This is a genomic window from Nostocoides sp. F2B08 (assembly GCF_009184895.1).
GTDB lineage: Bacteria > Actinomycetota > Actinomycetes > Actinomycetales > Dermatophilaceae > F2B08.
Genome location: NZ_WESE01000003.1, coordinates 348,090 through 374,637 on the forward strand (window position 1 = coordinate 348,090; position 26,548 = coordinate 374,637).

General features: G+C 69.6%; 28 protein-coding genes. 13 read left to right on the plus strand and 15 right to left on the minus strand.

All coding sequences use genetic code 11. The features are described from left to right. Positions 1–47 precede the first annotated feature (47 nt). From GA707_RS09045 to dusB, 3 genes are all read right to left on the minus strand, one after another. Positions 48–1,277 carry a deoxyguanosinetriphosphate triphosphohydrolase gene (locus tag GA707_RS09045; RefSeq protein WP_152178089.1) on the minus strand — a complete coding sequence of 410 codons (1,230 nt, stop codon included), beginning with the start codon at positions 1,275–1,277 and terminating at the stop codon, positions 48–50. Positions 1,278–1,354: 77 nt separating this feature from the next. Further along, the gene (locus tag GA707_RS09050) at positions 1,355–1,591 is read right to left on the minus strand and encodes a hypothetical protein (RefSeq protein WP_152178090.1); all 237 of its coding nucleotides are present in this window, start codon (positions 1,589–1,591) and stop codon (positions 1,355–1,357) included. 82 nt (positions 1,592–1,673) lie between these two features. Then, complete coding sequence (gene dusB / locus GA707_RS09055) at positions 1,674–2,963, minus strand: tRNA dihydrouridine synthase DusB (RefSeq protein ID WP_152178091.1); 1,290 nt, start codon at positions 2,961–2,963, stop codon at positions 1,674–1,676. A 76-nt stretch (positions 2,964–3,039) separates the two neighbouring features. Between dusB and GA707_RS09060 the strand changes: the two genes are divergently transcribed. From GA707_RS09060 to GA707_RS09090, 7 genes are read left to right on the plus strand one after another with little or no spacing between them, the layout of a single operon-like run. After that, positions 3,040–3,627 (plus strand): TMEM165/GDT1 family protein, encoded by a 588-nt coding sequence (locus tag GA707_RS09060; protein ID WP_226963656.1) that lies wholly within the window; start codon positions 3,040–3,042, stop codon positions 3,625–3,627. After that, on the plus strand, positions 3,620–4,471 hold the full coding sequence (locus GA707_RS09065; protein ID WP_152178092.1) for a sulfurtransferase: 852 nt from the start codon (positions 3,620–3,622) through the stop codon (positions 4,469–4,471). The genes GA707_RS09060 and GA707_RS09065 overlap by 8 nt, the downstream gene beginning before the upstream one ends. A 10-nt stretch (positions 4,472–4,481) precedes the next feature. After that, positions 4,482–4,772, plus strand: coding sequence for a DUF6703 family protein (locus GA707_RS09070; protein WP_152178093.1), 291 nt, complete (start codon positions 4,482–4,484; stop codon positions 4,770–4,772). Between the two features lie 42 nt (positions 4,773–4,814). Next, entirely contained in the window at positions 4,815–5,810 is a 996-nt protein-coding gene (locus GA707_RS09075; RefSeq protein ID WP_152178094.1) for a metal ABC transporter substrate-binding protein, read from the plus strand. A 33-nt stretch (positions 5,811–5,843) separates the two neighbouring features. After that, positions 5,844–6,653, plus strand: a complete 810-nt coding sequence (locus tag GA707_RS09080) for a metal ABC transporter ATP-binding protein (RefSeq protein WP_152178095.1) — start codon at positions 5,844–5,846, stop codon at positions 6,651–6,653. 11 nt (positions 6,654–6,664) lie between these two features. After that, positions 6,665–7,696, plus strand: a complete 1,032-nt coding sequence (locus tag GA707_RS09085) for a metal ABC transporter permease (protein ID WP_152178096.1) — start codon at positions 6,665–6,667, stop codon at positions 7,694–7,696. Continuing rightward, complete coding sequence (locus GA707_RS09090) at positions 7,693–8,124, plus strand: Fur family transcriptional regulator (protein ID WP_226963657.1); 432 nt, start codon at positions 7,693–7,695, stop codon at positions 8,122–8,124. The genes GA707_RS09085 and GA707_RS09090 overlap by 4 nt, the downstream gene beginning before the upstream one ends. Before the next feature lie 15 nt (positions 8,125–8,139). Here the strand turns inward: GA707_RS09090 and GA707_RS09095 are convergent, their stop codons facing one another. Genes GA707_RS09095 through recO form a run of 4 tightly spaced genes read right to left on the minus strand, consistent with a single transcriptional unit; the run spans position 8,140 to position 11,389 of the window. Further along, positions 8,140–8,856 carry a TIGR03943 family protein gene (locus GA707_RS09095; protein WP_152178097.1) on the minus strand — a complete coding sequence of 239 codons (717 nt, stop codon included), beginning with the start codon at positions 8,854–8,856 and terminating at the stop codon, positions 8,140–8,142. Then, a complete protein-coding gene (locus tag GA707_RS09100) occupies positions 8,853–9,854 on the minus strand; it encodes a permease (protein WP_152178098.1) in 1,002 nt (333 codons plus the stop codon). Before GA707_RS09100 ends, GA707_RS09095 begins: the two co-directional genes overlap by 4 nt. Beyond that, positions 9,851–10,651 (minus strand): isoprenyl transferase, encoded by an 801-nt coding sequence (locus GA707_RS09105; RefSeq protein WP_152178099.1) that lies wholly within the window; start codon positions 10,649–10,651, stop codon positions 9,851–9,853. Before GA707_RS09105 ends, GA707_RS09100 begins: the two co-directional genes overlap by 4 nt. 9 nt (positions 10,652–10,660) lie before the next feature. Next, positions 10,661–11,389 (minus strand): DNA repair protein RecO, encoded by a 729-nt coding sequence (gene recO / locus GA707_RS09110; protein WP_152178100.1) that lies wholly within the window; start codon positions 11,387–11,389, stop codon positions 10,661–10,663. An 876-nt stretch (positions 11,390–12,265) separates the two neighbouring features. Here recO and GA707_RS20810 point away from each other — a divergent pair. Then, a complete protein-coding gene (locus GA707_RS20810) occupies positions 12,266–12,811 on the plus strand; it encodes a DUF805 domain-containing protein (RefSeq protein ID WP_226963658.1) in 546 nt (181 codons plus the stop codon). Between the two features lie 253 nt (positions 12,812–13,064). Here the strand turns inward: GA707_RS20810 and GA707_RS09120 are convergent, their stop codons facing one another. Continuing rightward, entirely contained in the window at positions 13,065–13,955 is an 891-nt protein-coding gene (locus GA707_RS09120; protein WP_152178101.1) for a PAS domain S-box protein, read from the minus strand. A 313-nt stretch (positions 13,956–14,268) separates the two neighbouring features. On the opposite strand from GA707_RS09120, the gene GA707_RS09125 reads away from it, so the two are divergent. Then, the gene (locus GA707_RS09125) at positions 14,269–14,610 is read left to right on the plus strand and encodes an SCP2 sterol-binding domain-containing protein (RefSeq protein ID WP_193315248.1); all 342 of its coding nucleotides are present in this window, start codon (positions 14,269–14,271) and stop codon (positions 14,608–14,610) included. A gap of 113 nt (positions 14,611–14,723) precedes the next feature. Here GA707_RS09125 and cysM read toward each other — a convergent pair whose 3' ends face one another. Further along, positions 14,724–15,611: a cysteine synthase CysM gene (gene cysM, locus GA707_RS09130; protein ID WP_152178271.1), complete on the minus strand. Its 888-nt coding sequence runs from the start codon at positions 15,609–15,611 to the stop codon at positions 14,724–14,726. Between the two features lie 259 nt (positions 15,612–15,870). Between cysM and GA707_RS09135 the strand changes: the two genes are divergently transcribed. Further along, positions 15,871–16,488 (plus strand): hypothetical protein, encoded by a 618-nt coding sequence (locus tag GA707_RS09135; RefSeq protein WP_226963660.1) that lies wholly within the window; start codon positions 15,871–15,873, stop codon positions 16,486–16,488. 165 nt (positions 16,489–16,653) lie between these two features. Here GA707_RS09135 and GA707_RS09140 read toward each other — a convergent pair whose 3' ends face one another. Then, on the minus strand, positions 16,654–17,175 hold the full coding sequence (locus GA707_RS09140; protein WP_152178104.1) for a DUF6326 family protein: 522 nt from the start codon (positions 17,173–17,175) through the stop codon (positions 16,654–16,656). Between the two features lie 160 nt (positions 17,176–17,335). On the opposite strand from GA707_RS09140, the gene GA707_RS09145 reads away from it, so the two are divergent. The 3 genes from GA707_RS09145 to GA707_RS09155 all read left to right on the plus strand — a co-directional run bounded on the left by GA707_RS09145 (position 17,336) and on the right by GA707_RS09155 (position 19,893). Continuing rightward, on the plus strand, positions 17,336–18,481 hold the full coding sequence (locus tag GA707_RS09145; protein WP_152178105.1) for a sensor histidine kinase: 1,146 nt from the start codon (positions 17,336–17,338) through the stop codon (positions 18,479–18,481). Then, the gene (locus GA707_RS09150; protein ID WP_152178106.1) at positions 18,478–19,125 is read left to right on the plus strand and encodes a response regulator transcription factor; all 648 of its coding nucleotides are present in this window, start codon (positions 18,478–18,480) and stop codon (positions 19,123–19,125) included. Before GA707_RS09145 ends, GA707_RS09150 begins: the two co-directional genes overlap by 4 nt. 120 nt (positions 19,126–19,245) lie before the next feature. Continuing rightward, positions 19,246–19,893 carry an alpha-ketoglutarate-dependent dioxygenase AlkB gene (locus GA707_RS09155; RefSeq protein WP_152178107.1) on the plus strand — a complete coding sequence of 216 codons (648 nt, stop codon included), beginning with the start codon at positions 19,246–19,248 and terminating at the stop codon, positions 19,891–19,893. 54 nt (positions 19,894–19,947) lie between these two features. Here GA707_RS09155 and GA707_RS09160 read toward each other — a convergent pair whose 3' ends face one another. The 5 genes from GA707_RS09160 to ddaH form a co-directional block, all read right to left on the minus strand. Further along, positions 19,948–20,997, minus strand: coding sequence for an alcohol dehydrogenase catalytic domain-containing protein (locus GA707_RS09160; RefSeq protein ID WP_152178108.1), 1,050 nt, complete (start codon positions 20,995–20,997; stop codon positions 19,948–19,950). Positions 20,998–21,190: 193 nt separating this feature from the next. Further along, complete coding sequence (locus GA707_RS09165) at positions 21,191–22,720, minus strand: wax ester/triacylglycerol synthase family O-acyltransferase (protein WP_152178109.1); 1,530 nt, start codon at positions 22,718–22,720, stop codon at positions 21,191–21,193. Between the two features lie 87 nt (positions 22,721–22,807). Beyond that, positions 22,808–23,632 carry an alpha/beta hydrolase gene (locus GA707_RS09170; RefSeq protein WP_152178110.1) on the minus strand — a complete coding sequence of 275 codons (825 nt, stop codon included), beginning with the start codon at positions 23,630–23,632 and terminating at the stop codon, positions 22,808–22,810. Between the two features lie 53 nt (positions 23,633–23,685). Further along, positions 23,686–25,467: a 2-isopropylmalate synthase gene (gene leuA, locus GA707_RS09175; protein ID WP_152178111.1), complete on the minus strand. Its 1,782-nt coding sequence runs from the start codon at positions 25,465–25,467 to the stop codon at positions 23,686–23,688. A gap of 296 nt (positions 25,468–25,763) precedes the next feature. Continuing rightward, on the minus strand, positions 25,764–26,543 hold the full coding sequence (ddaH, locus tag GA707_RS09180) for a dimethylargininase (RefSeq protein ID WP_152178112.1): 780 nt from the start codon (positions 26,541–26,543) through the stop codon (positions 25,764–25,766). Positions 26,544–26,548 lie beyond the last annotated feature (5 nt).

Consider the following 26,548-nt stretch of genomic DNA (forward strand, 5'->3'; position numbering starts at 1 on the left):
CCGCGGCCTGCGCCGCGGTCGGGCGACCGCTCCGCTCCGGGCGGCACTCAGCTCCAGCGACCGTGCAGGGCCAGGGCGCGCACGTCGCTGAGCGAGGCCACCTGGTCGATCACGACGCGATGTGACTCGGCGTCACTGCGGGCGGCCCGGTGGTCGGCGAGCAGGTCCGGGTCGAGGCGTGACTCGGGTGCCTCGGTGACCATCGCGACGAGGTCGGCGATGACGGCGCGCTCGCGCGCCATGACGGCGACCCGCTCCTCGGCGTTCATGACGAAGTGCGCCGCGACCGCCTTGAGCACCGAGCACTCCGCCCGCGTGTCGTCGGGGACGACGAGGGCCGCCTCGTGTCGGACCAGGTCTCCGTCGCCGTACGCCGCGCGGGTCGCCTCCTCGACCGCGAGGACGAAGCGGCCGATCAGACGGGAGGTCATGTCCTTGAGCGTTGCCCGGTCCACCCGCGACCCGTCGTAGCGCTGCGGCACCGCACCGGTCGCGAGCACCCGCTCGAGCGCTTCGCCGAGCTGGTCACCGCTGAGGTCGGTCGCATAGACGCCGCCGGCGACCGCGAGCACGCCGCCGACGTCGATGTCGTCGCGAAGGCGGCGCGGGTCGAGCCGTCCGGATGCGATCGCGTCCTCGACGTCGTGCACCGAGTACGCGACGTCGTCGGACCAGTCCATGACGTCGGCCTCGAGGGCGCGTCGTAGCGGCTCGGTCCCCTCCCTGAACCACCCGAAGACCTCCCGGTCGTCCTCGTAGACGCCGAACTTCGGTGTCTCGCCCGGGCCCTCCCCGCGGCCCCAGGGGTACTTGGTGGTCGCGTCGAGACTGGCGCGGGTGAGGTTGAGCCCGGCGGGCCGCCCGTCGGTATGGCAGCGCTTGGGCTCGAGTCTGGTGAGGATGCGCAACGTCTGGGCGTTGCCCTCGAACCCGCCGATGTCGGCGGCGAGGGCGTCGAGGGCGGTCTCGCCGTTGTGACCGAACGGCGGATGGCCGAGGTCGTGCGCCAGGCAGGCGGTGTCGACGACGTCGGCGTCGCACCCGAGCGCCGCGCCGAACTCGCGCCCGATCTGGGCCACCTCGAGGGAGTGGGTGAGCCGGTTGCGGATGAAGTCGTCACTGCTCGGCTGCAGCACCTGGGTCTTGGCCGACAGGCGCCGCAGCGAGGCGGAGTGGATGAGCCGGGCCCGGTCACGCGCGAAGTCGGCCCGGTCGGCCCGTTTGGTCGCCGGGTCCTCGGTGACCCAGCGCTGCCGGTCACGGTCGGTATAGCCCACGTCGGCCAACCCTACTGAGCCACACCGACGCCGCCTGGGTCGGTGACGAGCGGGGTGAGTCGCGCGCGGGCCGCGCGTCAGCCGCGGTGGCGACCCCGGTATGCGGTGATCACCGACGAGGGCCGGTGCCGACCGACGTAGGAACTGGTGGGAACGAGGGCGGTGAGCAGCGCATACATCCAGGACCGGCGGGCACCGCGGTGGCGACCCGGCGGGTACGTCGGGATCGTGCCGGTGCGGCGGATGGGTAGAGAGAGCGCCGGCGGCCGGAGCTCCGGCGCCGCAACCGACTCCCACGACGGTGCAAGGGCCATGGGACAAGAGTGAAGGATGTGATACGTGAGTCCCGGTTAGGCACGGATCCCGGGCGTGTCACGCCTGCGACCGGCGGCGCGATCAGCCCCCGGAGATCGACAGCTCGGCCGCCGCGAGGCGGGTCCGGGTCGCCTCGTCGACCTCGGGTGAGGCCAGCCAGCCGTCGGGCAGGGCGACGACCCGCGCCGAGCCCGCCCGTCCGCGCTGGCCCTCCGCCGCCTCGCCCGGCCACGGGACAGTCGGGTCGAGGGTGTCGATGAGGCGGTCCAGCGCGGCGAGCGAGTCGACGAGCGCGAGGCTGTTGCGGACCGTCGAGCCGGCGGGGAAGCCCTTGAGGTACCAGGCGATGTGCTTGCGGATGTCACGACAGGCCCGCTCCTCGTCGCCGTAGAACTCGGCGAGATACACCGTGTGCCGGCGCATCGTCGCAGTGACCTCCCCGAGGGTGGGCTCGACGCGGACGGACTGACCGGCGAAGGCGGCCGCGAGGTCCGTGAACAGCCATGGGCGACCCAGGCAGCCACGCCCCACGACGACGCCGTCGCAGCCCGTCCGGCGGACCATCTCCAGGGCGTCCTCGGCGGACCAGATGTCGCCGTTGCCGAGGACCGGCACCGAGGAAACGGTCTCCTTGAGCCGGGCGATGGCCGTCCAGTCGGCGGTGCCGCTGTAGGCCTGGGCCGCTGTGCGGGCGTGCAACGCGATCGCGGCGACCCCCTCGGCCTCGGCGGCGCGTGCAGCGTCGAGATAGGTGAGATGGTCGTCGTCGATGCCCTTGCGCATCTTGACGGTGACGGGAACGCCGAAGGGGTCCGCCTCGCGCACCGCCGCCGCGACGATCGAGCGGAACAGGTCCCGCTTCCACGGCAGTGCCGCTCCCCCGCCTTTGCGGGTCACCTTCGGTACCGGACACCCGAAGTTGAGGTCGATGTGATCGGCCCGGTCCTCGGTGACCAGGATCCGCACGGCTGCAGCGATGGTCGCCGGGTCGACACCGTAGAGCTGGATCGAGCGTGGCGACTCGTCGGGGTCGTGCTGGATGAGCCGCATCGTCTCCGGGGTGCGCTCGACGAGAGCGCGGGAGGTGATCATCTCGGAGACATAGAGCGAGGTCGCTCCAGAAGGCTCAGTCGCTCCAGAAGGCTCAGTCGCTCCGGACGGCGAAGCGGTCGCCACCGCGTAGACCGCAGACGCGACCGCACCGGCCGAGCCGTATTCGCGGCACAGGCGACGGAAGGCGCGGTTCGTGATCCCGGCCATCGGGGCGAGCACGACCGGCGACCCGATCGTGTGCGGCCCGATCCGCAGCGACGGCAGGACGGGGCGGTCCGCGAGAGCCGAGGACGCTGTGGTGAGGGTGGCGACAGACATGACCGCATCAGTGTCGCATCGTCCGTGGCCGGTCCCGACGCCGACCATCTATCGGCCTGCTGCGTAGACTCCCTGCGTGCTCTCCCCCGCTCTCGTCGCCGCCGGCGTCGTCTTCCTCGCCGAGCTCGGCGACAAGAGCCAGCTGATGGCGCTGGCCATGGCCGCGAAGCATCGAGCGCGGGACGTCTTCATCGGGATGTTCTTCGCGATCCTGCTGATGTTCGCGATCGCCGTAGGCCTCGGGGCGATCCTCGGAACCGTGCTCGACGAGTACAGCGACGTCGTGGCCATCGTGGCGGGCCTGATCTTCCTCGGATTCGCCGTGTGGACGCTGCGCGACGCCGACGATGACGAGGAGGCCGTCGACACGCTGTCCCCGACGGCGGGGAGCCGCACCGTCATCACCGCGTCGTTCAGCGCGTTCGTCGTCGCCGAGCTCGGCGACAAGACCCAGCTCGCCAGCGCCACCCTGGCCGTCAGGGACGGCTTCTGGCCGGTATACATCGGCAGCGTCGTCGGCGAGGTCGCCGCGATCGGTCTGGCGATCATGATCGGCGCGGTCGCCGGGCGCCACCTGCCCGAGCGGCTCATCCGCTACGGCGCCGCAGCCCTGTTCGCCGTCTTCGGCCTCATCATGATCATCCAGGGTCTGCGCGGTGTCTGAGCCCGCGAGCCCGCTCATCTCGGCCGAGGCGCTTGCGAAGCGGCTCGACCGGGTGCGGGTCCTCGATGTCCAGTACGCCCTCACGGGGACCCCGGGCGAGGAGCTGTACGCGGTGGCCCACCTCCCCGGAGCCCCGCATCTCGACCTCGACCGGGTCCTCGCCGACCCGCCCGGGTCCCGTGGCCGGCACCCCCTCCCCGCGGTCGAACGGCTGCAGGACGGACTGCGAGCAGCCGGGCTGCATGACGACTCGTCGGTCGTGGTCTATGACCAGCGGACCTCACTCGGCGCGGCGCGGGCCTGGTGGGTGCTGCGCTGGGCCGGGCTGCAGGACGTGCGGGTTCTCGACGGTGGACTGGCGGCGTGGGTGCGGGACGGTGGGGCGACGACCGACGCGCTGCCGGAGGTCGCGCAGGGCACGGTCACGGTGCGGCCGGGCGCGCTGCCCGTGCTGGCGGCGGACGACGTGTCCGCCTTCGTGGACAGCGGTGGGCTGGTGCTCGACGCCAGGACCCCGGAGCGCTTCCGTGGTGAGAGCGAGCCCATCGACCGCGAGGGCGGCCACATCCCCGGGTCCGTCAACCTGCCTATCGCCGAGCTGCTGGGTCCCGACGGGACCTTCGCTTCGCCCGAGGCGATCCGGGCCGCAGCCGGTGCCCACCGCATACCTCTGGGTCGCGGCGGAGCCGCGCCGACTCTGGGCACCTCGTGCGGCTCGGGGATCACGGCCTGCCAGCTGACCTTGGCGCTCCGCACCGCCGGGATCGAGTCGGTTCCCTATATCGGCTCGTGGTCGGAGTGGATCGCGGACCCGACGCGACCTCGCGCCCTCGGGGACGCCTAGAATCGGGCCCGTGCCCAGCCTCCGCGAGTCGATCGAGTCCGCCAGCTACCCCCTGGTCAAGCGTCTGTCGGAGTGGCCGAAGTGGGCGCCGTTCCTGCTCATCCTCGGCCTCATGGTCGCCGGGGTCCTCATCCCCTCCGTCGGCTGGGTGCTCATCGCCGTGGTCGCGGTCTTCCTCACGTGGCTGCTGTACCTCGGTTGGCCCCGGTTCAGCGCCGTCGACCGGTTCATGCGCATCGCCGTCATCGCGCTCGTGGTCGTAGCGGCGGTCACCCGAGCCAATCCCCGGACCGGCGCCTGACGATTTTGACAATCATTCTCAACGCGAGCGAGAATGATTCTCATGAACCGCACGTTCGGCGCCCTCGCCATCGCCCTCGCCGGATCGCTCGCCGCCTGCAGCTCGGACCCAGCCGCGTCCGGGCCTGAGGCCGAGGGAACGACGACCACGGAGCCTTCGGCTGGGCCGGCCCCGGTGGAGCCGACCCTCGAGGTGAGCGCGGCCTTCTACCCGATCGAGCTCGCGGTGCAGCGCATCGGCGGGGACCGGGTCGCGGTGAGCACCCTGACCCAGCCGGGTGCCGACCCCCACGACGCCGAGCTGACTCCGAGGCAGGTGGCCGAGCTGGGCGAGACCGACCTCGTCGTCTTCCTCTCCGACTTCCAGCCCGCGGTCGACGACGCCGTGTCGACGGTCGCAGCGGACTCCGCCCTCGAGGTCGGCGAGTTCGCCGACCTCATGGTGATGGCCGAGGACGACGGACACGACCACAGCGGCGAGACGGAGGAGGAACACGCCGAGCACTCCCACGAGGGCGGCACCGACCCGCACTTCTGGCTCGACCCGATCCGCTACGCAGCGGTCGCCCAGGCGGTCGCGAACCGACTGGTGGAGCTGGACCCGGACGGCGTATCCACGTACGAGGCAGGACTCGCGGACTTCACCGACGAGCTCACGGCGATCGACGACGAGTTCGCCGCGGGACTGGAGACGTGCACCTCCCGCGACCTGGTCACCGGGCATGCGGCCTTCGGCTACCTCGCCGACCGCTACGACCTGCGCCAGAAGGGCATCGCCGGACTCACGCCGGAGAGCGAGCCGACCGCGGCCCAGATCCGCGACCTCGTCGAGCACGTCCGCGAGACCGGCGTGACGACTGTGTATGCGGAGACGCTCGTCGACCCCTCCCTCGCGGAGACGATCGCGCGCGAAGCCGATGCCGAGGTCCGCGTCCTCGATCCCATCGAGGGCCTGACGGACGCCTCGGCCGGGACCGACTACTTTGAGATCATGCGCGCCAATTTGCAGACACTCCGCGAGGGTCAGGATTGCTCCTGACGGGCCTCCTGCGATGACCGGACACCGTCGACCATGACACCTTCCACGCTCGTCCTGCGCGACGCGGCCTTCGGCTATGCCGACCGCCGAGTCGTCGCGGGCGTGTCGCTGACGGTGGAGCCGGGCGACGTAGTCGCTCTCCTCGGCCCCAACGGCTCCGGCAAGTCGACGATCGTCCGTGGGGTGCTCGGTCTGGCGGAGCATCTCGGCGGGGAGGTCGAGGTGCTGGGCACACCGCTCGCGCAGCTGTCGGACCGCACGTCGATCGGCTACGTCCCGCAACACCACTCCCTGTCCACCTCGGTTTCGGCCACCGTCCGCGAAGTCGTCGCCTGCGGGCGACTCCCCCACCGCCCGTGGTGGCGCCGCGCGGGCGCCGAGGATCGGCGCCTCGTCGACGAGGCGATCGAGACGGTCGGTCTGACGGACCGGGCCCGCGAGGAGGTCAGCCATCTTTCCGGCGGCCAGCAGCGCCGGGTGCTCATCGCTCGCGCGCTCGCCGCCCAGCCCTCGGTCCTGCTCATGGACGAGCCCACGGCGGGGGTCGACACGGCGAACCAGCACATCCTCGCCGACGTCCTCGGTCGCCTTGCCGCGACGGGTACGACGATGCTCATCGTGACCCACGAGCTCGACGCCGTGCGCGACATCGTGTCAAGGGTCGTATGCGTGAGCGCAGGCCACATCGACTTCGACGGGACCAGCGCCGAGTACGCACTGCACACGTCCGCGCATGCCATCGGCTCCGACCACCACCACATCGACGAGGACGTCGTCCGCGTCCCTTCGACCCCTCCCGGATCCGGTCCTCTGGACTCGGCCACGACCCGTTCGACGGCCTGAATGAGGGTGAGATGACCGAGATCCTCGCCTTCGAATTCATGCGCAACGCACTGATCGGTGCGGTGCTCGTCGGCTTTGCGGCGCCACTCGTCGGCATCTTCCTCGTCCAGCGCCGGATGTCCCTCATCGGTGACGGCATGGGCCATGTCGCGCTCGCGGGGGTCGCCGTGGGTGTCCTGACCGGCACGCAGCCGGTCTTCACGGCACTCGTCGCGGCGGTCCTGGCGGCGATCGCCATCGAGCTGCTCAGGATGCGCGGCGGCACCTCGGGGGACGTCGCTCTGGCCGTGATGTTCTACGGCGGGATCGCGGGTGGGGTCGTCCTGATCAGCCAGTCGACGGCCTCGGCCGCCAACCTGACCGGCTACCTGTTCGGCGCCATCCTGACGACGACCCGGGCGGACCTCGTCGCGTTCGCCGTGCTCAGCGTCGTCGTCGTCGGGACGGCGACGGTCCTGCGCCAGCGGCTCTTCGCTGTCGCCATCGACGAGGAGTACGCACGGGCCACCGGCCTGCGGGTCACGGCCCTCAACCTCACGCTGGCCGTCCTCACCGCGGTGACGGTCGTCGTCTCGATGCGCATCGTCGGTCTTCTGCTCATCAGCGCCCTGATGATCCTGCCGAACGCGACCGCGCAGCGGCTCGGCCGGAGCTTCGCCTCGACGATCCGCTGGGCGGCCGCCATCGGCGTGGGCGCCGCGATCTCCGGCGTCGTCGTCTCGTTCTACGCGGAGACCCCCTCCGGAGGCACGATCGTGCTCATCCTCATCGCGGTGTTCATCGTGACGGCCGTCGCCAGTGCGGTCGTGACGCGGGTGCGTTCCCGCACGCGGCGTCATCCCGGACGGCACGACCACGAGCACGGCCCCGGCTGCGGTCATGAGCCGGTGCGCCACGGCGACCACGTCGACTACCTTCATGACGGGCACCGTCACGCCGCTCACCAAGGTCACTACGACGAGCACGGTGACCACGCCACCCACATCGACCACGGCCGGCACGACACCGACGACAAGCACGGAGAGCTGTCCCGATCCTCATGACCGACCTGACCTCGACGAAGCCCATGTCCTCGTCTCAGCCCGCGACCGAGCCTCGGCGCGTCACGCGTCAGCGGGCTGCCCTGGCGACGGCTCTGGACCGGACCGATGAGTTCCTCTCGGCGCAGGAGCTCCATGCCCGTCTGTCCCAAGGGGGCACGAGGGTCGGTCTGGCCACCGTGTACCGCAACCTGCAGGCGATGGCCGCCGACGGCGAGATCGACGTGCTGCGGACCGACGACGGCGAGTCCGTCTACCGGGCCTGTTCGACGGGCCACCACCACCACCTTGTCTGCCGTGACTGCGGCCGGACGGTGGAGATCGACGGGCCGGCCGTCGAGCGCTGGGCCGCGACGGTCAGCGCCGCGCACGGCTTCACCGACGTCACCCACACCGTCGAGATCTTCGGCCGCTGCGCAGACTGCGCCTGAGAGCCCGAAGCCCCGCTACTCGTACGGGTTGTCGGGTGCCTCGATCTGCTGCACGGAGTCGATCTCGAGAATGGGCAGGGAGTACGACCCGTCCTCGTTCGGCGGTGTCGGAACCCACCGGCCGACGGCCTCGATCCAGGTGTCGTCCGGAAGACGCTGCCCGCCGATGACGTCGACCTTGAGGGCATAGCCGTCGGCAGCACAGCAGTTCAGCGACAGCCGGGTGATGGCCCACCCCTCCCCCGACTCGACGGATGAGACGAACCCGACAAGTCGGATCGTCCGCCCGCGCAGCGACTCCGACTCGTCGAACAGGGCACGGCTCTGGAACTCGTCCAACGTGAGGGTCACCGGATCCTCCGCGGGCAGCGGCTCCCATCCTCCGTCGCTTGCCGCAGACGCCGCCAGACCCGTGTCCCGTTCCGCGGAGTAGGACCCGAGTGGCGGCGGGACGACCACGCTCATGATGAGGAACGGGACGACGAGGAACCAGCCGACCGCGGAGACCTTGTCGTGCGCCACCTCGTGCCCGGGCCGGGACACCGGCTCCTCCGCACCGCTGTCGCTGGCGAAGGCCTGGTAGAGCCCCATGAGGATGAGCAGTCCGGCCGAGACCACGAGTGGGATGCGCAGGACCTCCTTGACGAAGTTGAGGTACAGACCCGTCACTGTGGCCGTGATGACCATGACCCCGATGACAGCCATGATCACGCCCTGGGTCAGCCTGTTCACAGCAGCAGACCTCCGACGAGGATGGACGCGAGGACGGCCACGACGAATGTGGCAGGGGCGAATCGCAGAGCGAAGGAACGCCCGAAGGTGCCCGCCTGCATCGCGAAGAGCTTGATGTCCACCGCAGGCCCGACGACCATGAAGGCCAGCTGGGCACTCGGGGGGAAGGCGCTCAGGCTTGCGGCGATGAACGCGTCGGCCTCGGAGCAGACGGCGACGACGACGGCGAAGACGGCGAGGATGAGGACCGAGAGGAGGAGGGACGCCGCCAGTGAGTCGATCCACTCCCGCGGTACGAGGACGTTGACGGTCGCCGCCACCGCCGACCCGATGACGAGGAAGCCGCCGGCCTGGAAGAGGTCATGGCCCGCGGCGCCCACGAAACTCCCCAACCGGGTCGAGCCGTGCTGGTGCGGCCGGGGAATGCGCAGCGGCAGGCGCTCGCCGATCCACAGCCACAGCCAGCCCATGACGACGGCGACGAGCAGAGACGCGGTGAACCGGGCCAGGACGAACTCGTACCGACCGTTGAAGGCGACCGCCGTCGAGACCAGGACGATCGGGTTGATGGCCGGTGCTGCGAGAAGGAAGGTCAGCGCCGCCGCGGGCCTGATGCCGCGGGTCATCAACGAGCCCGCGATCGGCACCGATGCGCACTCGCAGCCTGGGAGAACCATGCCCGACAGGCCCGCCACCGGGACCGCCGCGGCCGGCCGCTGCGGCAGCCATCTGGCCAGGGCGTCGGCAGGCACGTACACCGCAATGAGCGCGGAGAGCACGACCCCCATCACGAGGAACGGCAGGGCCTGCACACCGATCGAGACGAACACGGTGAGCCAGGTGGCCAGCGCCCCGTTGGCCTCGATGAGGTCCGCGATCCGCGAGCGGCTGAGGATGAGAACGACGATGACCGCCGAGAGCAGGTAGGGCAGGAGGTCGCGCCGGTCCCGCGTGCGCGTCGGGCCGTCGACATCCGTCCGTGTCGGTGCGTCGGTCACACCGGGTCGGTCCCTTCGTCGCGGTCCGTCGCCAGGTCCACGGCGCCGCCGTAGCGGCGGTCGCGACGCGCATACGTCTCGATCGCCTCCCACAGATCGAGGCGGGAGTAGTCCGGCCAGAGCCGGTCCTGGAAGACCATCTCGGCGTAGGCGCTCTGCCAGAGGAGGAAGTTCGAGGTGCGCTGCTCGCCCGAGCTGCGCACGAACAGGTCGACATCCGGCATGTCCGGTTCGGGCAGGTAGCGCGCGACAGTGCTCTCGTCGATCCGCTTCGGCGAGAGCCGTCCGCGCCGCACGTCCTCAGCAAGGCGCGCCACCGCGTCTCCGATCTCGGCCCGGCCGCCGTAGTTGACGCAGAAGTACAGCGTCAGCCCGGTGTTGTCGCGCGTCATCTGCTGCGCGGTCTCGAGCTCACGGATGACCGAGGACCACAACCGCGGACGACGGCCGACCCAGCGCATCCGCACGCCCCACGAGTGCAGCTGGTCCCGCCGTCGACGGATCACCTCGCGGTTGAAGCCCATGAGGAAGCGGACCTCCTCGGGCGAGCGCTTCCAGTTCTCGGTGGAGAAGGCGTATGCGGACAGATGGGTCACGCCGATCTCGATCGCCCCGGCGACCACGTCCAGCAACGAGGCCTCCCCCGCCTCGTGACCCTTGGTCCGCGGTAGTCCGCGCTCGTTGGCCCAACGGCCGTTGCCGTCCATGACGACCGCGACGTGCCGGGGCATGACCTCGGCCGGAATCGCCGGTGGCTGCGCGCCCGAGGGATGCGGGAACGGTCGCTCGTAGGCCATGTGTTGACCCTATGCGCGCTCGACGAGGCGTAGGGATCGCACGCCCCGCTCCAGGTGCCACTGGAGGAAGGCGCTCGTCAGGCCGCTGCCCTCGAGTCGGTGGCGTACCTCGCTGGCGTCGGCGATGGCCCAGTCCCCGGCGAGCAGCGCGGCGAGCAGCCTGAGGGTCTCCGAGGCGGGAGCGGCCGAGCCGGGCGGACGGCAGCCGGGGCAGACCACCCCGCCGGAGGCCAGGTTGAAGGCCCGGTGCGGACCCGGGTCGCCACAGCGGGCGCAGTCGTGGAAGCTCGGCGCCCAGCCCGCGACGGCCAGAGCGCGCAGGAGGTATGCGTCGAGCACCAGCTCCGGGGCGTGCACGTCGTCAGCGAGCGAGCGGAGCGCCCCGGCGATGAGGAGGTACTGCTGGAGGTTCGGCTCACCCTCCTCCGTGAGGCGGTCACACGTCTCCAGAGCGGCCGCCGCGGCAGTCCAGCGCGGATAGTCGCGGGCGATGGCGTCGCCGTAGGTCGCCAGGCTCACGGCCTGAGTGATGGTGTCGAGGTTGCGCCCCTCGTAGCACTGGACGTCGACGACCATCGCCGGCTCGAGCCGGGAGCCGAACCGGCTCTTCGTGCGGCGGATGCCCTTGGCGACGGCGCGGACCTTGCCGCGCGTGCGGGTCATGATGGTGACGATGCGGTCGGCCTCGCCGAGCTTGTGGGTGCGCAGCACGACACCCTCGTCCCGGTACAACGGCATACCGGCCATTGTCCCCCGAGTCACGAGTGCCGGTATGCGCGACTCGCCCGTCAGGTCATCCGCGTTGTGAGGAGGACGCTCTCACTCGGCCCCGTGATCCCGTGAACCTCGGCCCCTCCCGACTGGTCTGGCGTCCCGCCGAGCACCGAGACCGAGTCCGGCCGGAGGTGATCCGCTATGGTTCCTCATCGGTTGTCAGGGGTGAGGGGTCGACATGAAGTGCGCTCGATGCGAACGCGAAGCCACCTTCACGAGCAAGGGCGGCGAGCGGGTGTGCGACCGGCACTACCACGCGGTGTTCGCGGTTGCGCCGACGATCTTGAGCACCGGCACCACTGCCGACGCTGTCGGAGCACGCGCCGTCGGGGCGGCAGCAGCGCAGTCCTCCGGGAGTAGCGAGCCGGTTCCCATGAGGCATGGCTGGCTGGCACGCTTGTCGCGTCGGCTGCGCAACCGTTAGGCGTTCTTCGAGTCCAGCGGACTCGAGGCGGACGTCGCGCCGGCCCGGTGCCGTCGATGACCGGCGTCCTGTCACGCAGCGGAGGGGGCCGAAGACGTGACCGGTCTCCGGTTCGTTCTGCGCTGTGGCGCGTCCACACCGCTGGTCCTCGCCTCCGCGGTGTTCCGACGACGGCGCTCGCGCAGCACCCCGCGGATGGGCCGCCGAACCACAGCAAGATCAGTGCGGCAGAGGGCCGGCTGTCTAGCGCAACCATGGGGGATCACCATGTGGTGTCGCGCGCGGCGGACCGAGGGGGCGAAACCGGCTCGTTTGTCTGCCGCGACTTCCGCAGGTGCTGGTCTTCGCCGAGTTGGCGGGTATGTGGCGGCTCGGTGACGTTGTCCCGAGCGGTGTGTTCCGGCGAGAGTGTTCACGTGAACCTTCGTGAACTGAGGCTGGAACGCGGCTGGAGCCAGGAAGAACTGGCCGATGCGAGCGGAGTCAGCGTGCGAACCATCCAACGGGTGGAGGGAGGGCGCCGACCTGGCCGAGCCACGGCAGCCGCTCTCGCCACGAGCCTCGGAACCGAGCCTGCGGCCATCGCGGCTCGCGGGCTGGTCGACGACGACCCGTCCGAGCCGGCACGCGCGGTGTCCTTCCCGACGGCTGTGGAGCGCGCTGCCACGCGGTGGCCCGACTTCGAGGGCAGGGCCAGTCGATCGGAGTTCTGGTTCGCCCTTCTTGCTGTCGGCCTCCTCGTCGGCGCGGCGACGGTGCTCGATGAGCGCTACGGTGCCGTCGCCCTGCTGGTCTGCCTCGTGCCGCTGGTGGCGGTCGCCACCCGTAGGCTCCGAGACGCAGGACACAACCCCTGGTGGCAGCTGCTCGCCCTGGTGCCGTTCGGGATCGTGGTGCCGCTCTGGCTCATGGCCCTTCCCGGCAAGGACCCCGGCGATGGCAGCGGTGGACCAACCCACTGACCGGCAACCCATGAATGGTGCCATGCGGCACTCATGGCGAGCCGCGGCCATCCGCCACGCGTCAACGCTGCGGCTGCCGACCCGCTCGCCGATGGCAGCGTGACCGGTGAGCTGGCGGCTTCGTTGGCGGGCGACGCAGACGCTCTCGCGATAAGCGTTGGTTGCCCCTCCGGCTGAGCCGCACCGAACGTCAAACCCCGCCACTCCCCGGGGACTCAACACCGCTTGTGTCGACAGCTTCGGGCCCTGGACGCTACGGCTTGACCACCTCGCGGAGAACGACCATGGCCAGCCCAATAGCCTCCCGAGCGGCATGGATCCGGACTGCGCTCGAGGGGGCCGCGTGTGCCAGCGCGCGGTCGAGCTCGAGCGCGGCGGCGTAGAGGTCCTGGAGCACCTCGGAGTGGACGGTCTCGAGGATGCGCTCGCGCTCCTCCAGGCGGGCGAGGCGCTCGCTGCGCCGAATGTTGCACACCTGTGCGGGTGGCCCGGACTGTCCGTAAAGATCGGTCACCGCCAGCTCCACCCACGACCACGCACCGTCTGCGCAGACCCTGAGCTCACCGACTCGCTCCGTCCGGAGTGGGTCGGCAGCCAGCAGATCCTCGAAGGCTTCGTGGTCCTCGGGGTGGATGCGGTCCGCAAGTCCCGTGCCCACGAGCTCGTCGACCGGCCAGCCGAAGAGGTTCGCGACCGCAGGGCTGGCGTAGCTGACCACGTGGTTCTCGTCGACCACGACTGCAGCGTCGCTGGAGCGTTCCATCAGGTGCCGGACGGTTTCGGCGAGGTTGAGAGAGACGCCGACGATGGCGATCAGCTTCCCGTCGCGGTACACGCCGCTATCGGTGACCAGGGCGTGCATCACGTGCCCGCTGCGGTGTCGGACCGGGAATCCGCCAGACCACGAACGGCCCTCGCGAAGAGCAGTCATGATCTCCGCGGCGGCCCGGCGGGAGAGCTCCGGCACCGTGACCTCGGCTATCTGACGTCCCACGGCCTCCGCGGCGGGCCAGCCGTACAGCTGCTCGGCGGCGCTGTTCCAGGACAACACAATCCCCTCCGTGTCCGTCACGATCACCGCGTGCCCGAGGGCGTGCAGCAGCTCATCGGCAGAGGGGACCAGGGGGAGAGCCTCGCTATCCATAGACCAAGCCTGCACCCCATGCTTGACGTCGTCATGGGGCGGATGCCCCGGATCGGACGGAATCTCTCCCCGATGTCAGTCCAGACACAGCCGCAGTCCCCACCATCGGATACTGCGCCGGTTGGGGTTGACCCCGTCTGCCTCAGATCCCGGTCGACGAGTGTGGGGGGCGATGGGGGTGGGTTGCCCCCAGCCCGAAGTGGCGGTCGCTCGAAGTCGCCTCCCACCCCTCCCGGACCGGTCACGCCGTATGGTTCCGGATGTGGGACGCATCTACGCCGACGCCGAGCAACTCCGAGAAGTCTTCTCCGAGATGTTCGAGACGGTCGCCGACGACGAGCGGATGGGCGGACTCGTCGCCCAGCAGATGGTGATCAACTTCCGCCTGCACGACCCCGGGGCGGACATCTGGGTTGACGGCAGGGCCCGTCCTGTCGTCACGACCTTCGAGCCCATCGGCATCGATGCCACGCTCACCGCCGACCTGAGCGCCGACTCTATGCACGAACTGCTGCTGGGCACGCTGCCGCTCGGCAAAGCCGTGCTCTTCCGCAAACTCAAGGTGTCGGGCTCAACGTCACGAGCACTGAAGCTCGAGCCGCTCCTGCATGCTTGCCAGGCCGTCTACCCGGGGATTGCCGACCGACGTCTGTGAGGCACGGCGTCGGAGCCGGTGAGGGCAACCTCATCAGGGTCGACTTCCAGGCCCACCTGGTGAGCCCGACCGCCGCTCACCCGACAGAGGGCCCCCGGCGTCGGCCAGGACCTTCAGGCGGGGAACACGCCGCTGGAAAGGTACCGGTCACCGCGGTCACAGACCACGAAGACGATCGTCGCTGCCTGGACCTCCTCGGCCACCTGCAGGGCGGCCCAGCACGCGCCGGCCGCGGAGACACCGCCGAAGATGCCCTCCTCGCGGGCCAGGCGGCGGGCCGTCTCCTCGGCGTCGGCCTGGGTGACCTCCACGGTCCGGTCCACCGCTGACGGATCGAAGATCCTCGGCACGTACTCCGGTGGCCAAGCGCGGATCCCGGGGATCTTCGAGCCCTCCGCGGGCTGCGCTCCGACGATCTGGACACCGGGGTTGCGCGACTTCAGGAACCGCGAGACCCCCGTGATCGTGCCGGTGGTACCCATCGCGGACACGAAGTGCGTGATCCGTCCCTCGGTCTGGCGCCACAGCTCCGGGCCCGTGCCTTCCTCGTGGGCACGAGGGTTGTCCGGGTTGCCGAACTGGTCCAAGACGCGGCCTCTACCCTCCCGCTCCATCCGCGTCACGACGTCGCGGGCCTCCTCCATGCTGCCCTCTGCCGAAGTCAGTACCAACTCCGCTCCGTACGCCTTCATTGTCTGGATCCGCTCGATGGAGGCGTCCTCGGGCATCACGAGGATCAGGGGGTAGCCGCTGATGGCCGCCGCCATCGCCAAACCTATCCCGGTGTTGCCGGACGTGGCCTCCAGCAACGTGTCCCCGGGAGAGATCTCCCCTCGCTCCTCGGCGCCGCGGATCATGCTGATCGCCGGCCGGTCCTTCACCGAGCCGGCCGGGTTGTTTCCCTCGAGCTTGGCGAGCAGTACGTTGCCGCGGCGTTCGTTGTCCGGCCCGGGAAGGCGCTGCAGACGCACCAGCGGGGTGCCGCCGATGACGTCCTCCATCGTTGGGTACGGCCGATGGCTACTCACCTGCCGGAGTCTACGGCGGCGGTCTCGATGAATCGCAGCCTGCTGCTCGACCTCCACTCCCTGCCCGGCATGGATGACGTTGGTCCGAGAGGCCGCACACAACTGCTCGAGGGTGCCGATGAGCTTCCTCCGCCGCGCGACCGGCGGTCCTGCTACGCGATGACGGGACACTACGGCGGTCCCCGAGAGTGCGCGCCGCCGGGGTGCGGTGCCCTCGTGCTTGGATGGTCCGGTGGCGAAGCTGGTGACATGGTCGCAATATCGAGCCTCGATCGGGGACCGGTCGACGTTGTTCGCCCAGGTCGCCGAGGCGTGCTCGATCGACCGGGTCCTCTATCCCGGCAGCTACGTCGACCTGTCTCCCTCGACCGCGTTCGCATCCGTGGTCTATGTCGACACCGACTCTCGCGCTCAGCGATTCTTCGCCGACTCGGAGCTGGTTGGACGCGAGTTGGCCGGGCGTACCCGTCCCGGCGCCGGCACCCAGGTGCGGTTCATCGGCGCCGACTACACCGTGCCCCTGGACCTTCCTCACGCCCACGTCGACCTCCTCATCTCGCTGTACGCCGGGCCGGTTTGGGAGCACTGCGGCCGCCACCTGCGTCCTGGCGGATGGCTCCTCGCCAATGCCAGCCACGGCGATGCCAGCCTGGCCGCGCTCGATCCGAGGCTGCGGCTGGTCGCCGCCGTGCACCATCGACACGGTCGGTACCAGTTCGTCACGCACGGGCTCGACCGCTACCTGGTCCCCAAGGACCCGGGCGGCGTGAACGTCGACCGGATCCGGGCCACCGGCCGCGGCGTCGCGTACACCCAGCCCGCCTTCGCATACCTCTTCGAACACGCGTGACCCTCGAAGACACCGAAGCGCTCATCCGCCGAGCGACGCGGGCTCGGGGCCATTTCGGGCGACCTTGATGCGTCGCGTGAACGGGGCGATCTTCCGGTGGACGCAGTGGAGCCAGGTCCAGCCGGCTGGCGCAGGCGACGGATGGTTCGACCCTGGGGTGAGCAGTCACGCCTGGCGCACGGTGCGGAAAGGCTCGCTCTCCGAACTCGAAGGCATGATCGCCGCAGATGTGCCGCGTCGTGGCCAGATCCAGGCGGTTCGCAGGATGAAGGCCAGGAGCAGAACCTCGAGTCCGATCGACAGGCCGTAGAAGTAGGAGTAGGCCCAGGACTCCCCAGTGGCGTTGTACATGGAGACCGGAATGTACAGCGATGCCACGACGAGGTTCATCGGCCGGTTCGCGCGCGCCGGCAGCAGCATGGACAGCCAGATCATGAGGATCGGGATGGCCATGAGCGTGAGCGCGAGGGCGATGAAGGTCGGGCCGGTGTCGAACTCATGGACGATGCCCGCCAGGATCTCGTCCAGGAAGCCGGGCTTGTACAGCGCGAGGTAGTCGACGTAGATGTAGAGGAACATGAAGCTGGTCCACGCCGCTGCCAGTTTGGCCTGCACGGGCACAGGCCGGTCTTCCAGCGCGCTAGGAACCGGCGGCTCGGGGGTGGTGCGGGACTGAGGCGCTGTCATGACGAAGCTCCTTGGTTGATCGGGTAGGTGCTTCCACGATCACGGAGGTCGGCGCCCGACACATCAGCCGTGGAGCCTGAACCGACCTGGCCGTTGGCCGAGTCGTCCCGGTGTACTTTCGGCGGATACGCCGACCACGCGCGGTGCCTAGGCTGACCGCATGGTCCCCGAAGCGCTCGGCTCGCTGTGGGCCGAACCACGACCTGCGAACCCCGCCGGCCCTCTGCCCCGGGACTGGGCCGTCGTCGCGGGACTCATCTGCTGGTCCTTCGGCGAAGCGGTGCTTCGCGAGGATATGGCGCCGATACCGCTGCTGCTCCTCGCCACCCTCGCGTCCGTCGTCCCCTTGCCCTGGCGACGCACGCACCCGCTCCTCGCGGTCGCGGTCGCATTCGGAACGTTGACGGTGATCGACATCGTCAGAGTCGTCTCTGGATCGGAGGGCCCGCTGCCGGTCGGTGTTTCGGCGACCCTGGTCCTGACCTACTCGCTCTTCCGGTGGGGCTCCGGTCGGGAGGCCACATACGGCCTCATCCTGATCCTGGTCTGGTTGTCGATGACTCTGGTGGTCGAGTCGACCAGCGTGGCCGAGACGGTCGGGGGCTACGCGTTCTTCTCGTTCGCCGCAACGCTGGGCGCCGCGACCCGCTACCGCGCGAGGGTTCGCATCCGAGACATCGAGCAAGCGAAGGCCCGTGAGCGCGAACAGCTCGCGCGCGAGCTTCACGACACCGTCGCGCATCATGTGTCGGGCATCGCCATCCAGGCCCAAGCCGGTCGGGCCATCGCGGGCGCGGATCCCGAACGGGCCGCCGAGGCCCTGGCCACCATCGAGGACGCGGCGACCAGAACCCTCACCGAGCTGCGCCACATGGTCGGCGTGATGCGCGCCCCACTCGACACTCAGTTCGCACCTCAGCCGGGGCTGGCAGAGGTCGAGCAGCTTGCCACCGACGGCCGGCAGTCTCCCCTCGTGGAGGTGGTGCTCTCCGGCGAGCTCGACAACCTCCCGCCTGCGGTCGGCACCGCGGTCTACCGGCTCGCCCAGGAGTCCATCACCAACGCCAGGCGTCATGCCAGAGACGCGACCCGGGTCACCGTGGGCGTCGCGGGAGACTCCGACCGCATACGACTGACGGTCATCGACGACGGCGCCCCCGCCACCGGCCGCGGCACAGCAGGCTATGGCCTGATAGGTATGCGGGAGCGCGCTCTGCTTCTCGGCGGCACCTTCCACGCGGGCCCCGGCGCCGACCGAGGGTGGCGCGTGGACGCGAGCCTTCCCCGAACGGGAACGCTGCGATGAGCATCAAGGTCCTCATCGCCGACGACCAGCCGATCGTGCGCACCGGACTGACGATGCTCCTCGATGCCCAACCGGAGATCGACGTCATCGGCACGGCGGGCGACGGGCGCGAGGCAGTGCGCCTGGCGCGTGAGCTGAGACCCGACGTCGGCCTCTTCGACGTCAGGATGCCGCTGATGGACGGCATCGAAGCCACCCGTCGACTCGCAGGCCCCGATGTCCCTGACCCCTTGCCGATCGTCGTGATCACCACCTTCGACCTGGACGAGTACGTCCACGGTGCGCTCAAGGCCGGCGCGCGCGGGTTTCTGCTCAAGGACGCCGGACCCGCCCTGCTGAGCCAGGCCATCCACGCGGCAGCCGACGGCGAAGCCCTGATCGCACCCACCGTGACCGTCCGACTGCTCGCAGCGTTCGCGCGGTCGACGACGGAAACCGCCCGGAAGCCGATCGAGCCGCTGACCGCACGCGAGGAAGAAGTCCTCGTCCCCGTGGCGCTCGGCCGCACGAACAGCGAGATCGCCATCGACCTGCACATCAGCACCAGCACCGTCAAGGCGCACCTCGCCAGCCTCATGAGGAAGCTCGGTGCGCGAAACCGGGTAGAGCTCGCCATGTGGGCCCACGAGACCGGCCGCATATGACGCGCAGCTGCGCGTCTTCGATCCGAGTCCCGGGTGGCGTGAGGATGGTTCCGTCCCGTCACCCGCCAGCGCTCCACGGTTAACCGAACGTGTGTTCGATCGCTGTGGTAGCGTCGTCGCATGACCCTTGTCCTGCAGGGTTCGCTCTTCGACAGCGCTGCCCACTCAGCCACTCACAACGTGCCGGCTCTGCGTGCGGTCGGTGACGGCATGTCGCGCGTCCGCCTCGATGATCGCTCCTGGGTGGATGTCCGGCCGGGCTGGCTCTCCGCACCCGACGTTCTCTTCGAGGCCCTCGTCCGGGGGGTTCCGTGGCACGCGGAGCGACGACAGATGTACGACCGTGTCGTGGACGTCCCGCGACTGACCACGTTCTACGGCTCCGGCGACCCGCTCCCCCACCCGGTGATCGAGAGCGCCCGCGAGCTTCTGAGTCGGCACTACGCGGACGAGCTCGGAGAGCCGTTCGTCTCCGCGGGGCTGTGCTACTACCGGACGGGGGCGGACTCGGTCGCCTGGCACGGTGACCGGATCGGCCGCAGCCGACGGGAGAACACGATGGTCGCGATCCTCTCGGTCGGCTCGCCCCGCACTTTGGCGCTGCGACCGAACGGCGGACGCACCGCATACCGGATCGGTCTGGGCCATGGTGATCTGGTCGTCATGGGCGGCGCGTGCCAACGCGAGTGGGAGCACGCCGTCCCCAAGACGGCCGAGCGCGTCGGACCGAGGATCTCGATCCAGTTCCGTGTCGCCGGCGTGCGCTGACGGGCGAGGCAGGGCCGGTCTTCGCTGATCGACTCGACCGGGACACGCGGTGAACTACGCCGTCATGATCACCTTCATGGCGTTCTCATCGGCGGCCCGCGAGAACGTGTCATACGCGTCGATGATCTCGTCGAGCCGGAACCGGTGGGTGACGAACTTCTCCGGTTGGATCCGGCCCTCCGTGATCTGGTCGAGCAGCTGCGGAGCAGTGGTCGCATTGACGAGGCCGGTGGTGACGGTGATGTTGTTGATCCAGTCCCGCTCGATGGGGAACTGCACCGGCGCACCGTGGACACCGACATTCGCGACCCGCCCTCCGGGACGGATCGCGTCCAGACAGGTGGTGAAGGTCGCCGGGAGCCCCACCGCCTCGATCGCGACGTCGACCCCGAGGCCGTACCGGCTACGCTTCTTCAGCTCACCGACGACATCGTCGGTGGCGCCGATGTCGATCGTGTCGTCGGCACCGAAGGAGCGCGCCTCCTGGAGGCGGAACGTGTTGCCGTCGACGGCGATGACGGTCGCGCCGGTGGCCGTGGCGGTCATGATGGCGGCCAGCCCCACGGGACCGGCCCCGACCACGGCGACGACGTCTCCCGCACCGACCTGGCCGTACTGGACGCCGATCTCGAACCCGGTCGGCAGGATGTCGCTGAGCATGACCCCCTGCTCCGCGGTGACGCCCTCGGGCAGCGGGATGAGTCCGTTGTCGGCGTAGGGCACGCGGACCAGTTCGGCCTGGGTGCCGTCGATGAGGTGGCCGAAGATCCAGCCGATGCCGCCGACCTTCTGGCAGTGGGAGGTCAGGCCGCGGGTGCAGTACTCGCACTCCATGCACTTCGTGATGCACGAGATGATGACCCGGTCGCCGACCGCGACCTTGGTGCACTCGGGTCCGACCTCGGTGACGACGCCCACCCCCTCGTGGCCGAGGATCCGTCCGTCGGTGACGGCTGGGACGTCGCCTTTGAGAATGTGCAGGTCCGTCCCGCAGATCGTGGTCATCTCGATTCGGACGATCGCATCGGTCGGCGCCTGCACCTGTGGATCCGGTACCTCCTCCCATGCCTTGTTGCCGGGTCCGTGGTACACCAATGCCTTCATCACACGTCCTTGGGTGACTCGGTCGAAGCGGCCCCGTGGTCTCGGAGCCGGCGGCCCGACGCGGTCGTCGAGCCGCTCTCCCAGAGAAGCGCGGGCGGTATGGCCGGTCAAGAGGTCAAGGCGTTCCTTTGGTCACGTGCTCCGCGCCGTCCGCGCCGCCGACCGCCGAGTTCGCGTCCGGGAGCGGTCGCTCTCAGCGTTGCGTTGTGGCCGTCGCCCGGGCCGGGCGTGGCGGCCGCTTGCGCGCGGTGCGCTTGCGTGCGGCAGCCTCCTCGGCGGCGTGCCGCTTCTGCTCCTCGCGAGCGAGCGAGAGCAGCGTTGCCAGCTCCTCCTCGAGCCAGTCGTTGATGCGGTCGACGTCGGGAACGCGCTCGCGGGCCGCGACCAGACCGAAGTGCAGACCGCCGAGGTAGCTGATCACGGTCATGTTGAGACCGAGGCCGTCGGTGACCACGGAGACGGGATAGTGCGCGATCAGCTGCGCACCCGCGGCGTAGACCGGAACCGGTGGACCGGGCACGTTGGAGATGACGACGTTGAAGGGTGGGATCCGGTCGAACACGTGTGAGGCGAAGTAGACCTTGGCGGCTCGGGCGGCCAGGGCCGGCGGGGCGAAGTCGACGACGTCGTCGACCAGGCCTTGGGGGATGAAGGCCTGGTTCTGCTTCGCGGCTGACGTCACGGCTCGCGTCGCGGCGAGACGCTCCACGGGGTCCTCGAGATGGGTGGGGATCGCGACGAGCATCGCCGAGACTTTGTTGCCGTCCCCGGCGCGGTCATCCTGGGTGCGGATGCTCACCGGCATCATCGACACGAGTGGCCGCTCCGGGAGGGCGTGATGCTCGAGCAGCCACCGTCGCAGCGCCGCCGCACAGATCGACATGACGACATCGTTGACGGAGCAGCCGAAGGTGTTCTTGACCTCCTTGACCTCGTCGAGGCTGAGGGTCCGGAAGGAGAACTTGCGGTGCGGTGTGATCGCGCCGTTGAGGGGCGTCGGCGGCGGCAGGGTCGAGACCACGTCGATGACGTCTCCGTCGTTGCCCGGGGTCCCGCGGCGCAGGGCCGCCTTGACGTACGGCTTGAAGACCGGCGTCAGGGACGGAACCGCGAGCACCGCGTCGGTCACGAGCTTCGTCACCTCGAACGGGCGCATCGCCAGCTTGACGAGAGCATCACGGCCCAGGCGCAGATTGCTGGGCGCCGGCCGTGGGGTGAAGTCCGCCGGCGGCATCTCGCGCGGCTCGGGAGTCAGGTCGAAGAGCAGGGTGAGCAGCTCGGTGCCCGAGACTCCGTCGATCGCAGCGTGGTGGACCTTGGTGTAGATGGCCATGCGACCCTTGCGCAGGCCGGTGATGAGGTACGTCTCCCAGAGCGGCTTGGCCCGGTCAAGGGGGCGAGAGTGTATGCGCGCCACCTGTTCCGCGAGCTGCGCGTCACTGCCTGGCTTGGGGAGGGCCAGCTCACGGATGTGGTACTCGACGTCGAAGTGCTCGTCGTCGATCCAGACCGGTTGGTCCAGACCGAGCGGGACGTCGACGAGGCGCTGGCGGAGCACCGGGACAAGTGCCAGGCGCGGCTCCATGATGGAGATCAGCCGCTCCAGGTCGAGCTCCTGATCGGTTGTCGACGGGTCGACGATCGACACACCGCCGACATGACCGGTGGAGCTGGGCGTCTCGAGGGCGAGGAACGCGGCATCGAGTCCGGACAGTCGTCGCATGTCACAGCACCCTAGTCCAGTGCGGGTCGCCGGTCCCTCCGTCCGCTCTGGCGCTCCCCCGCTCGACGCACCACGCAGGGGCGATCGTCAGCCGACGTAGCGGTAGAGCCGTCTTGCGCGCCTCGGCGGCTCGAAGCGGTGCCAGTCGTCGGCCGGCTGGGCCAGTCGATCCGCGACGCACCAGATCGTGGCCGGGTCGAAGCCGAAGCCGAGGTGGCTGCACCGCACCTCGACGTTCTGATGCAGCTCGGTGTCCTCAGCGATACAGGCCCTCCACGGCACGACGCCGTCCATTCGGGAGTACACCGAGGTCGAGGGCACGGTGAGAGCGTCGGCAAGTCGTTCGCGGTCGGGCGCCAGACGCGGACGGGCATGGATGATCCGGAGCCGTTCGAACGCCGAGTCGGCCCGGGTCCGGTGTCCATGGGCGACGCCGAACGGCGAACCCAGCGTGATGACCTGACGCACGAGGTGTGGGTGCTTCATCGCGAGGTGACGGGCATAGATGCCGCCGAGGGACCATCCGATGACGCTGATCGGTCCTTCGGTGCGCTCGACGAGGTCGCGTGCGGCCTGCGGGATCCCCTCCAGCGTCGCCTCGCTCGGCCCGAGGTTGCGACCCAGCCGCCACCCCCGCACGTAGTAGCCCTTCTCCCGCAGGAATCCACGCAGTGGCGCTGTGCTCCGGTCCGAGGCGAGCAGCCCCGGCAGCACGAGCACGCCATGGCCGTCGCCCGTAGGCGCGTTGCGCAGCAGTGGTCGCGCGAGCGGGAGAAGCGCAGCATCGGCCAGCCCACGGAACGGCTCGGTGACGTAGAGCGCGGTCGAGGGGATCTCGCCGAGTCCCTGGAGATGGAACGGCACGTCGTCGCCCGCAGCATCATTGCTGCGTGCGTTCGTCGCTGAGCTCACGACCCCACTGTTGCACAGGGAGTCTCACCGACCGGGCGTTTGTGACCCGCGAGTCACATGGCCATCGCCGGCCCCGGGACGTGCACGGTGGCGCCCGCGGCCTCGGCATCGCGCTCGTTCCGGTTCAGGGCCGACATGATCGCCCGCAACGACGCCTTGACGATCGACTCATGCAGACCGACTCCCCAGAGCACCCGCTCGCCGACCGCACACTCGACGTAGGCGGCCGCTCGAGCGTCGCCTCCCGCGGACAGTGCGTGCTCGGCGTAGTCGAGCACCCGGACGTCGACGCCGAGCGGCTCGAGCGCGTTGATGAACGCCGCGATCGGCCCGTTGCCTCGACCGACGATGGTCACCTCGCGCCCGTTGTCGCGGATGATCGACTCGATGACGTCGTGCCCGTCGTCGGTGCTCGTGATGGTCGAGCGAACCGGGAAGAACCGTCCCCAACGGTGTCCCTCCTCGGCCGAGTGGAGGTACTCGTCGGAGAACAACTGCCAGATCTGCTCGGCGGTCATCTCGCCGCCGTGGCTGTCCGTCTCGCGCTGGACGACGTGGCTGAACTCGATCTGGAGACGGCGCGGCAGGTCCAGACCGTGCTCGGACTTGAGCAGGTAGGACACTCCACCCTTGCCGGACTGGCTGTTGACCCGGACGACGGCCTCGTAGGAGCGCCCGATGTCGTGCGGGTCGATCGGCAGGTAGGGCACGCCCCAGTCGATGGCGTCCACCCCGACGCCGGCCGCGGCGGTGCGCTTGTCCATGTCGTCGAAGCCCTTCTTGATGGCGTCCTGGTGGGAGCCGGAGAAGGCCGTGTAGACGAGGTCTCCGCCCCACGGGTGCCGCTCGTGGACGGGCAGCTGGTTGCAGTACTCGACGGTGCGCCGGATCTCGGCCATGTCGGAGAAGTCGATCTCGGGGTCGATGCCCTGGCTGAAGAGGTTCATGCCCAAGGTGACGAGGCAGACGTTGCCGGTCCGCTCGCCATTACCGAACAGGCAGCCCTCGATGCGGTCCGCACCCGCGAGGCGGCCCAGCTCGGCAGCGGCGACGCCCTCGCCGCGGTCGTTGTGCGGGTGCAGCGAGACGACGATGGACTCGCGGCGGTCCAGGTGGCGGATCATCCACTCGATGCTGTCGGCATAGACGTTCGGCGTGGCCATCTCGACGGTGGCGGGCAGGTTGATGATCATCTTGTGGTCCGGCGTGGGGTCGATGACCTCGATGACCTCATTGCAGATCCGGGCCGCGAACTCGAGCTCGGTGCCGGTATAGGACTCGGGCGAGTACTCGTAGTAGACCGTCGTGTCGGGGATGGTCTCCTCGAGCTTCCGGCAGAGCCGGGCCCCCTGCAGGGCGATGTCGACGATGCCGTCCTGGTCCATGCCGAAGACGACGCGCCGCTGGAGGACCGAGGTCGAGTTGTAGAAGTGGACGATGGCCTGCTTGGAGCCGGCGATCGCATCGAAGGTCCGCTCGATGAGGTGATCGCGGCACTGGGTCAGCACCTGGATCGTCACGTCGTCGGGGATATGGCCGCCCTCGATGAGCTCACGGCAGAAGTCGAAGTCGGTCTGGCTGGCGCTGGGGAAGCCGACCTCGATCTCCTTGTAGCCCATCCGGACCAGGAGCTTGAACATCCGCATCTTGCGCTCGGAGTCCATCGGGTCGATGAGCGCCTGGTTGCCGTCCCGCAGGTCGACCGCGCACCAGCGCGGCGCCTTGGTCATCACCTGGTCGGGCCAGGTGCGGTCAGGCAGGTGGACCTCGATCTGGTCCTGGAACGGGACGTACTTGCCGATCGGCATCCCGGAGGGCTGTTGGGTGTGGATCATCTCGGACTCTCTTCGTCTCTCGTCGGGAGGTGCTCAGCCTGCACGCGAACTCCGCGACGAGGACGGCCGATTCAGGCCCCGTCGCGGCGACGAAGGAGGAGGGTGTGACCCATGCCGACCAGTATGCCGTGTGGGTCAACCCTCGGGGCACCCCGGGTCCGCACTCTGGTCATTCGCGCCACTTCCCCCACATAGGACCGAAACGGCGCACGGTCCGGCAGGTTCGACCGACGGGTGTCGTATGCGCGGCTCGCCAACGCGCCCGGCTCGCCAAGCGATGTCGGCCGCAAGGGGCGTCAGCGGATCCGGACCGACAGACAGGTGACGCAGCCCTCGAGCTTCTCGAACTCGGAGATGTCGACGGCGGTCACCGTGTAGCCGCGGTCGCGCAGGAGGTCAGCAGACCGCGGGGCGCTCGTCGCCATGACCAGATGGTCCTCTCCCACCCGGATGACGTGCGCGCCACCCTCTTCCGGCATGCCCTCGTAGCTCGGGAAGGCGTCCTTGTCGTCAACGACCGGGTCCCACCCGATCACCGTGCCGTCGGGCAGTGCGGTCACGGCCGACTTCAGGTGCAGGGCTCGCTCACACGGCACGGCCTGGACGCGGACGTCGAACGGCTTCATCAGCTCGGCCAGCTGACGCACCCCCTCGCCGTTCGTGCGGGAGCCGAGCCCCACATACATCGTCGTCGTCTCGGGGGTGACCACCCGCAGCACGTCACCGCCGTCGAGCGTGCCGGCCCCCTCGATGTGCGCGACGTCCAACCCGAGCCCGGCCGCGAACTCGGCCACCCCGGCGGTCTCCGGCCTGCGCTCGGCGGCGCCGGGGTTGGTCACGACGGCGAGGCTGTCGTGGACGACGAGGACGTCCTCGACGAACACCGAGTCGGGGCACTGCTCGGCAGCCGGCATCTCGACGATCTCCCATCCGGCCTCGGCGAGCGCGTCGACATACCCCCGCCACTGGACCAATGCGAGGTCGGGGTCGACGGCCGCCTTCTCGATGTGGGTGACGAGACCGTCGGCAAGGCGCGGCGAGGGCCGACGGACGACGGCGCGGGGGGCGCTGCTCATGGTGG